This is a genomic window from Blastomonas sp. UPD001, from assembly GCF_003426715.1.
Taxonomy (GTDB): Bacteria; Pseudomonadota; Alphaproteobacteria; order Sphingomonadales; family Sphingomonadaceae; genus Blastomonas.
Map to the genome: position 1 here is coordinate 2,965,256 of NZ_QKVT01000001.1, position 7,446 is coordinate 2,972,701.

Sequence of the window (7,446 nt, forward strand, 5' to 3'; positions counted from 1 at the left end):
GCAACACCATCTTAGCAGGTGTTGCACTTGTTCCGTGAACTCAGGGAATCCCGCTATCGGCGCAGCGTTGGCGCGAAGCGTCACCCCCGCCTCTGCGGGGGTGACGAAGGGAGATAGCTCTCTTCTCTTCGCTTATTTCGGCAGCTTCACCTTGGGCTTGGTCGCGAACGGCTTGATGCCGAATTCGGGATAGACCTCGCTCGGATAGTAGAACACGCCGTCCTTGGCGACGAGCCGGATCGCCTTGATCGCCTTCAGGTCCCTGGTCGGATCGCCCTGGATCAGGAAGAAATCGGCGTACTTGCCCTTCTCGATGCTGCCCAGCGACTGGTCCTGCTTCAGATACTGCGCCATGTCATAGGTCGCGCGGCGCAGGATCTGCGCGGGCGTCATCCCGGCCTTCTGATAGAGTTCCAGCTCGCGGTGATAGGTGAAGCTGCCGCCCATATCGGTGCCGGGGATGAGGAAGATGCCCGATTCGTGCATCTTGCGGATCGTCGCCGCGACCTGATCGAAGGCGCCGCGATAGGCCTTGTCGTCCGCCGCGCCCGAGATGTTCGCCCAGGCCTGTTTCGCGCTGCGCTGCACGCCGACGGGCATGTGGTCGACATAATCGGCCATGCCCGGGTTGATCACGCCGTTGCGCGACAGCAGCAGCGATTCATGGATGGCGAAGGTTGGGTCGATCGTCACCTTGTTGTCGACCATCGCACGGATCGTCGCGTTGACGCGGCCGCTGTTGAGATCGAGCGCGGGCAGGCGCTTGAGCGCAGTCAGGCGCAGCAGCGTGCGCGTGTCCTCGCCGGGTTCGAGCACCCAGCCGAGCATCACCTGGTTGATATGCGTCATCTCGTCATAGCCAGCCGCGATCATCGCATCGGCATTGGTGAAGGCAGGGACGTGCCCCATGACATGCAGCCCCAGCGCCTTGGCTTCCTTGACCAGCGCCGGAATCCATTCGGGGTTCATGCTGTTGTAGATCTTGATCGCCTGATAGTCGCGCGCGGCATAGAAGCGTGCGGCGTCGATCGCCTCCTGCTGGCTGTTCACCAAAATGCCGTTGTTCGAGCTGAACGGCGACTTGCCCTCGATAAAGCCCGATTTGATGATCCGCGGACCCGCCAGCACGCCGCTGTCGATCCGTTCGATCAGCCCGTCGAGAACGTCGATTTCGTTGCCCATGTCGCGCACCGAGGTGATGCCCGCCAGCACGTTGAGCATCGCGTCTTCCTGGCCGATGTGCCCGTGCATCTCGTACAGGCCCGGGACCAGCGTGCCGCCTTCGCCGTCGATCGTCACCTCACCCGGCGTGGCGGGGCTGTTCGCGGGCAGCACGGCAGAGATATGGCGGCCGCTGACCAGCACGCTTTTCGGTTCGGTGAGCTTCATCGCCACCGGATCGAACACCCGCACATTGGTGATGCGCACCGGCGCCTTGTAAGTGTTCGCTGCCTTGGCCTGCATCTTGACGAAGCGTTCGGTCGAATATTTCACCGCGAGATCGCGCAGCCTGATGTCCTCGCGCTCGAAGCCCTTGCGCACGAACACGGCGCGCGGGGAAATCGCGGCGAACAGCGCGCCCTTGTCGTCGAGCAGGAAATAGCTGGGATCAAGATCGTTGCCCGACAGCGCATAGGCTGTGACGGACATCGCGCCGCTGGTGCCGGTGACCTGCACCTTTTCCAGTTCGGCCAGGCTCAGCGCGCCGCCCGGCAGCGCGGGGATCGAACGGTCGTCATCGGCGAGCAGCGCGCGGGCATAGAGGCCCGCCGCCCAGGGGCTGCCTTCCTGCGCAACATAGATCGCCTGGCCCTTGGGTTTGGCAGTCCCTGAGCCGGTCGAGTCGGTCCAGCGCGCGGTTCCGCGCTGCATGGTGAAGCTTTCGTTGATCGCATTGCCGAAGGTGGAGTTGCCGGTGATTTTCCAGCTGATCGGCATGCCCCTGGGGTCGAGCTTCAGCTCTTCCTTCATCGTCGGGCCACGGCCGTTATTCTTGTAGTCGTAATCGATCTTCACCGTGTCGCCACTGTGGACGACATCGAGATGGCCGACATTGGTGCCGCCGATAATGACGGTGAAATTCTCGGTCGCCTCCTGCGCGAACGCGGGGAGCCCCAAGGGGGCGATCGCGAGCGCGAGCGCGATGGAACCGAATTTCAGTGCTTTAGCGGCCATGGCCAGTCCTTCCCTGCGAGGATTTTTATCTGCGCAGACAATGGGCTAGCGGGCAAGGGATGGCAAGCGGGGGACATGCCCAAAATCCGCCCCGAGCTTGCTCGGGGAGGGGGACCGTTCGCGAAGCGAATGGTGGAGGGGCGTTGCGCTGCCCGAGGCGCATTTGCCCCTCCGTCAGCCCTGCGGGCTGCCACCTCCCCCAGGCAAGCTGGGGGAGGATTGGGATAGGTCAGCTCGCCGGGTTGCCTGTGGCGATGCTGAGTTCGGCCATCAGTGCGTTGCGGTCTTCGGCGGCGACCGCGAGCACATGCGCCTGCACCTCATCGGCGCGACGGGCGAGCGTATCGCTCACCTGCTCCTTGCCCTGCGCGCAGCGGCCATTGGTCGATCCCTCGATCAGCTTGGCCGGAACCAGCGTGCGCACGACATGGCTGCCCCGGCCTGCGGGCGCCTGGAGATGCCGTTCGACCATGATCTCGGCCTTCCACAGGCAGCGCGCGGTGCTGGGCCGGTTGGGGGTCATGTTGCCGACCTGGCGGTAGCTGACCATCGTCTTGGGCTGATAGACCGCGGTCACTTCACGCTCTCCATGCGGCACATTCACCTGATGGCGGATGTGCTGGAATTCGGAAGCGGCGGCGGGGAGGCTGAGTCCTGCGACTGACAGAGCCGCGATCGTGGCGGCCTTTATATTTTTCATGGCATTGTCCTTTCCAATGGATGTGCATTGGTCGGGATGCGCTGGGTTTTCGATCGGGGAATTGTCGATCGAGTGACCGGGCCGGAAGCCCGGGATGGTGCGCATCCCGTAGCAGTCCGACATCACGCAGCATTGGAAATTGCTGCGCCAGAGGGGCCCGGCCTGCTGCAACAGACAATGGGGGTGGCGGGCCCGGCTGTCAACCGCAGGGCGAAAGACGTTCATGCTGCGCAGCAATAGACGCAGCCTATCTGTCCGGGTGTGGCGGGTTCAGAAGACCGGGTCGTTCGATCCGTCGTCGTTGCGAACCCCCGGCAGCGGTGTCACCTCGCTATGGATGCCGCATTCGGTCTTGTCCCAGCCCTTCCAGCGGCCCGAACGCGGGTCCTCGCCGGGCGCGACCTTGCTGGTGCACGGTGCGCAGCCGATCGAGGGATAGCCCTGCGCCTCGAGCGGGTGGCGCGGCAGATCGTGTTCGGCGAAATAGCCGTCGAGCATCTCCTTGGTCCAGCTCGCCAGCGGATTCAGCTTGAAGCGGCCCTGCGCATCGGACGTGTCGATCTCGAACCGGGGCAGGCCCTGGCGGGTCGCGGACTGGAAGCCCTTGCGCCCGGTGATCGAGCCGTCATAGGCGAGTAGCGCCCTGGCCAGCGGACGCACCTTGCGGATCTCGCAGCAGCCATCGGGGTCGTAGGACCAGCGCAGGCCATTGGCGTCCTGCTTGGCAAGGTCTACTTCATCGGGCGAGAGCAGGATCAGGTTGGTGAGGCCCAGCCGTTCGACGAGGGTATCGCGATAGGCCAGCGTCTCGGGAAAATGCTTGCCAGTGTCGAGGAACAGCACCGGAAGCGAAGGATCGACCGACGCCACTATGTGCAGCAGCACCGCGCTCTCCGCACCGAAGGACGAGACGATCGCAAGATCGCCGACCAGCCCGTCGCGGATGACGGTGCGCATCATCTCCGCCGTATCGGTGCCGCGGAACATGTTGTTGAGCCGGATGGCATCGCGCTCGGTGAAGCGCGGTCCCGCATCGATGCGGTCGCGCTGGCGCGGGGCGGCGCTGGCGCTGATGGAAGACTGGGGCGTGATTTCGGTCTGCTTCATGATGCCACCTGATGCCGCTTGGCCCAGATCGCGGCGACGCCGTCGCTCGCTTTCTGGTAGAATTCGGGGAAAAAGCCCTCGGCCGCCTTCACATCGTCCGCGTTGAGCGGGCGGTCGGGCGCGAAGCTGTCAAAGCCGCAGCGGCGCAGGAAGACGAACTGGTCGACCAGCACATCGCCCACCGCGCGCAGCTCGCCCCTGTAACCGGCCTCGCGCAGGATCTGCGCGCTGGAGAAGCCGCGCCCGTCGCCGAAGCTCGGAAAGTTCACCTCGACCAGGCGCAGCTGATCGAGCTGCGGCAACAGCGTGCGCGCGTCCTCGCCCGGCTCGATGCGCACGGCGGCCGAGTTGGTGCCGGCAGTGAACTCGGCGAGCGGGATGGCGGTATCGGTGACCGCAGGTTCGTCACGATAGAGGATCTGGGGTGTGGTCATGCCGCTTCTCCTGCAGTGCGCACCCAAATCCGTTTGTCCCGAGCGTGTCGAGGGACGTCGGCGAAACGGTAGCGATCACGTCCCTCGACTTCAGCCAGAGGCTGAAGTTCATCCTGAGAGACGCCGACAGGCGGCATCGAAGGGCTCGGGACAAACGGGGAAGGGAGATGGGCCTGGGATGCGTCAGCCATAAAGCGCCTCCTTGAACGGCTCCATGCCGATGCGGCGATAGGTGTCGACAAAGCGTTCGCCCTGCTGGCGCGCGCCCAGATACACGTTGGTCACCGTCTCGACCGCATTCACGATGCCATCCTCGTCAAAGCCGGGGCCGACGATCTTCGCCAGCGAGACATCCTCCGCGGCCGATCCGCCGAGCAGCAGCTGATAGTTTTCCAGCCCCTTCTTGTCGACGCCCAATATGCCGATATGCCCGGCATGGTGATGCCCGCAGGCGTTGATGCAGCCCGAGATCTTGAGCTTGAGCTCGCCCAGCTCGCGTTGCCGGCCCGTATCGGCGAACCGCTCCGAGATCTTCTGCGCGACCGGGATCGAGCGCGCATTGGCGAGGCTGCAATAATCGAGGCCCGGGCAGGCGATCATGTCGCCGATCAGGTCGAGATTGGCGGTGGCGAGGCCTGCATCGTCGAGCTTCTGCCAGATGGCGTAGAGATCGGCCTTGCGGACATGCGCCAGCACGATGTTCTGCGCGTGCGTGACGCGCAGCTCGTCGAAGGCATAGTCGCGTGCCAGCTCGGCCATCAGGTCGATCTGCTCGGCGGTGGCGTCGCCCGGAATGCCGCCAGCGGGCTTGAGGCTGATCGTGACCGACGCATAGCCCGGCACGCGGTGCGGATGCGTGTTCTGATCGACCCAGACCGCGAAATCGGGGTCCGACCGGTCGATATCGTCGCTCAGCCCCTGTTCGAACGGCGGGTCCCGGAAGAACGCGCTGATCCGCTCGAGCTCGGCTGCGGGCGGGTTGAGCCCCAGCGTCTTCATGTGCGCGAACTCTTCCTCGACCTGGCGGCGGTACTCGTCCGCGCCCAGTTCGTGGATCAGGATCTTGATGCGCGCCTTGTACTTGTTGTCGCGGCGGCCATAGCGGTTGTAGACGCGCAGGCACGCTTCGGCATAGCTGATCAGCTCCTCGATCGGCACCCATTCGCGGATCATCGGCGCAATCATGGGGGTCCGGCCCATGCCGCCGCCGACAAAGCAGCGCGCGCCCAGCACGCCGTCAGCATTCTTCACCAGCTCGATGCCGATGTCATGCAGCCGCATCGCCGCGCGATCATTCGGCGAGGCGATCACCGCGATCTTGAACTTGCGCGGCAGCAGCTGGAATTCGGGATGGAAGGTCGACCATTGCCGCAGCAGTTCGGCCCAGGGGCGCGGATCGGCAATCTCGTCGGCGGCAGCGCCGGCGAACTGGTCCGAGCTGATATTGCGGATGCAGTTGCCGCTGGTCTGGATCGCGTGCATCTCGACCGTGGCCAGTTCGGCCAGGATGTCGGGCGCATCCTCCAGCTTGATCCAGTTGTACTGGATGTTCTGCCGGGTGGTGAAATGGCCATAGCCCTTGTCGTACTTGCGCGCGATATGGGCGAGCATGTGCATCTGCCTGGAATTGAGCGTGCCATAGGGGATCGCCACGCGCAGCATATAGGCGTGCAGCTGCAGATAGAGGCCGTTCTTCAGGCGCAGATGGCGGAACTCCTCCTCGGGCAGACTGCCATCGAGGCGGCGGCGCACCTGGTCGCGGAACTCCGCGACGCGCGCATCGACCATCGCCTGGTCATATTGGTCATACTGATACATCGCGTACCCTTCCGAAAAATCTCAAACCTGTGCGGCAAAGCCGCGAACGGCGACCACGTCCAGCCGCTGGCTGCCGACGATCCGGCCGAGCTGCGCCAGACCCTCGCCGTCGATCAGCAACGTCTTGTGGGCCTTGCGGATCGCCTCGAAACCCGCCGCCGTCGCGGCATCCTCAAAACCCAGCGCGGTCGGGTAACCGACCTGCATCGCATAATCCCACGCCTCGAAGCCGGGGGCGGAGCGCGCCAGCCAGAAGCCGGTGAACAGCCCCTGGTCGAGCGCCTGCTGAGGCGCGGCGGAGCCGCCCAGCATCGCCAGGCCCGCCATTCCCGTCAGGGCATCGCGACGCGAGGGCATGGGTTCAGGCCTTCACGATCGGGATGCTGGTGTTGATGGCCAGGTCGGTGCGCACCGTCGGGCCAAAGGCGCGGATGCGCTCCTTGATGTGCAGCGCCATCGGACCCTGATCAGTCTGCTTGCCATCGACGATATACGGCACGTTGACGCGCAGGGCGGCTTCCTCGCGCTTGAGGATGGCTTCGGCCTCGTCGCCCGCGTCGATGCTATCGGCGAGGTGGCGCGACCAGCGAGTGTCGCCCGCCCACCAGATGACGTCGCCGGTCTTCAGATCGTTGCCGGTAAGGATTTTCATTCAGCGGCCTCCAGATGCTGGGCAAAGAGCGTGGGCAGGCAGTCGGTCGCGTTGGCGCGGGTGACGACATCGCCGATCACGATCAGCGCGGGGCTCACCACCTGCTCGCGCGCGATCATCGGGCCGAGGTCCGTGAGCAAGGTCCGCAGCGTCCGCATATCGGCGCGCGTGCCCTTTTCCAGAACCGCAACCGGCGTATCGGGCGACAGTCCGTCGGCGATCAGCTTTTCGGCGATCGCATCGCCGGTGGCGACGCCCATATAGATGACGAGCGTGCGGCCCTTGCCGGCCAGGCCCGTCCAGTCCTGCTCGGTCAGGCCCTTGCACTGGCCCGCGACGAACGTCACCGCGCTCGAAAGGTCACGATGGGTCAGCGGCAGTTGCGCGGCCGCGGCGGCGCCATTGGCGGCGCTGATGCCGGGGATCACCTCGACGTGCACGCCGGCGGCGCGGCAATCGTCGACCTCTTCGCCGCCGCGCCCGAAGATGAACGGATCGCCGCCCTTGAGGCGTACGACATCATGGCCCGCGCGCGCCTGTTCGATCAGCAGCGCATTGAT

The 7,446-nt window shown here is 64.9% G+C and carries 8 protein-coding genes; all 8 read right to left on the minus strand.

The features are described from left to right. Positions 1-132 precede the first annotated feature (132 nt). Entirely contained in the window at positions 133-2,175 is a 2,043-nt protein-coding gene (locus DM995_RS15060; protein WP_232824420.1) for an amidohydrolase family protein, read from the minus strand. Positions 2,176-2,404: 229 nt separating this feature from the next. Further along, the gene (locus DM995_RS15065) at positions 2,405-2,875 is read right to left on the minus strand and encodes a hypothetical protein (RefSeq protein WP_157973230.1); all 471 of its coding nucleotides are present in this window, start codon (positions 2,873-2,875) and stop codon (positions 2,405-2,407) included. Positions 2,876-3,145: 270 nt separating this feature from the next. After that, on the minus strand, positions 3,146-3,982 hold the full coding sequence (locus tag DM995_RS15070; RefSeq protein WP_116969938.1) for a phosphoadenylyl-sulfate reductase: 837 nt from the start codon (positions 3,980-3,982) through the stop codon (positions 3,146-3,148). Next, on the minus strand, positions 3,979-4,416 hold the full coding sequence (locus DM995_RS15075) for a DUF934 domain-containing protein (RefSeq protein WP_116969939.1): 438 nt from the start codon (positions 4,414-4,416) through the stop codon (positions 3,979-3,981). The genes DM995_RS15070 and DM995_RS15075 overlap by 4 nt, the downstream gene beginning before the upstream one ends. 183 nt (positions 4,417-4,599) lie before the next feature. After that, entirely contained in the window at positions 4,600-6,234 is a 1,635-nt protein-coding gene (locus DM995_RS15085) for a nitrite/sulfite reductase (protein WP_116969941.1), read from the minus strand. A 21-nt stretch (positions 6,235-6,255) separates the two neighbouring features. After that, positions 6,256-6,591, minus strand: coding sequence for a hypothetical protein (locus DM995_RS15090; RefSeq protein ID WP_157973231.1), 336 nt, complete (start codon positions 6,589-6,591; stop codon positions 6,256-6,258). A gap of 4 nt (positions 6,592-6,595) precedes the next feature. Then, the gene (locus DM995_RS15095; protein WP_116969943.1) at positions 6,596-6,886 is read right to left on the minus strand and encodes a DUF2849 domain-containing protein; all 291 of its coding nucleotides are present in this window, start codon (positions 6,884-6,886) and stop codon (positions 6,596-6,598) included. After that, positions 6,883-7,446: uroporphyrinogen-III C-methyltransferase (gene cobA / locus DM995_RS15100; protein ID WP_116969944.1), on the minus strand; the 564-nt coding region annotated here is incomplete at its 5' end. The genes cobA and DM995_RS15095, both read right to left, overlap by 4 nt.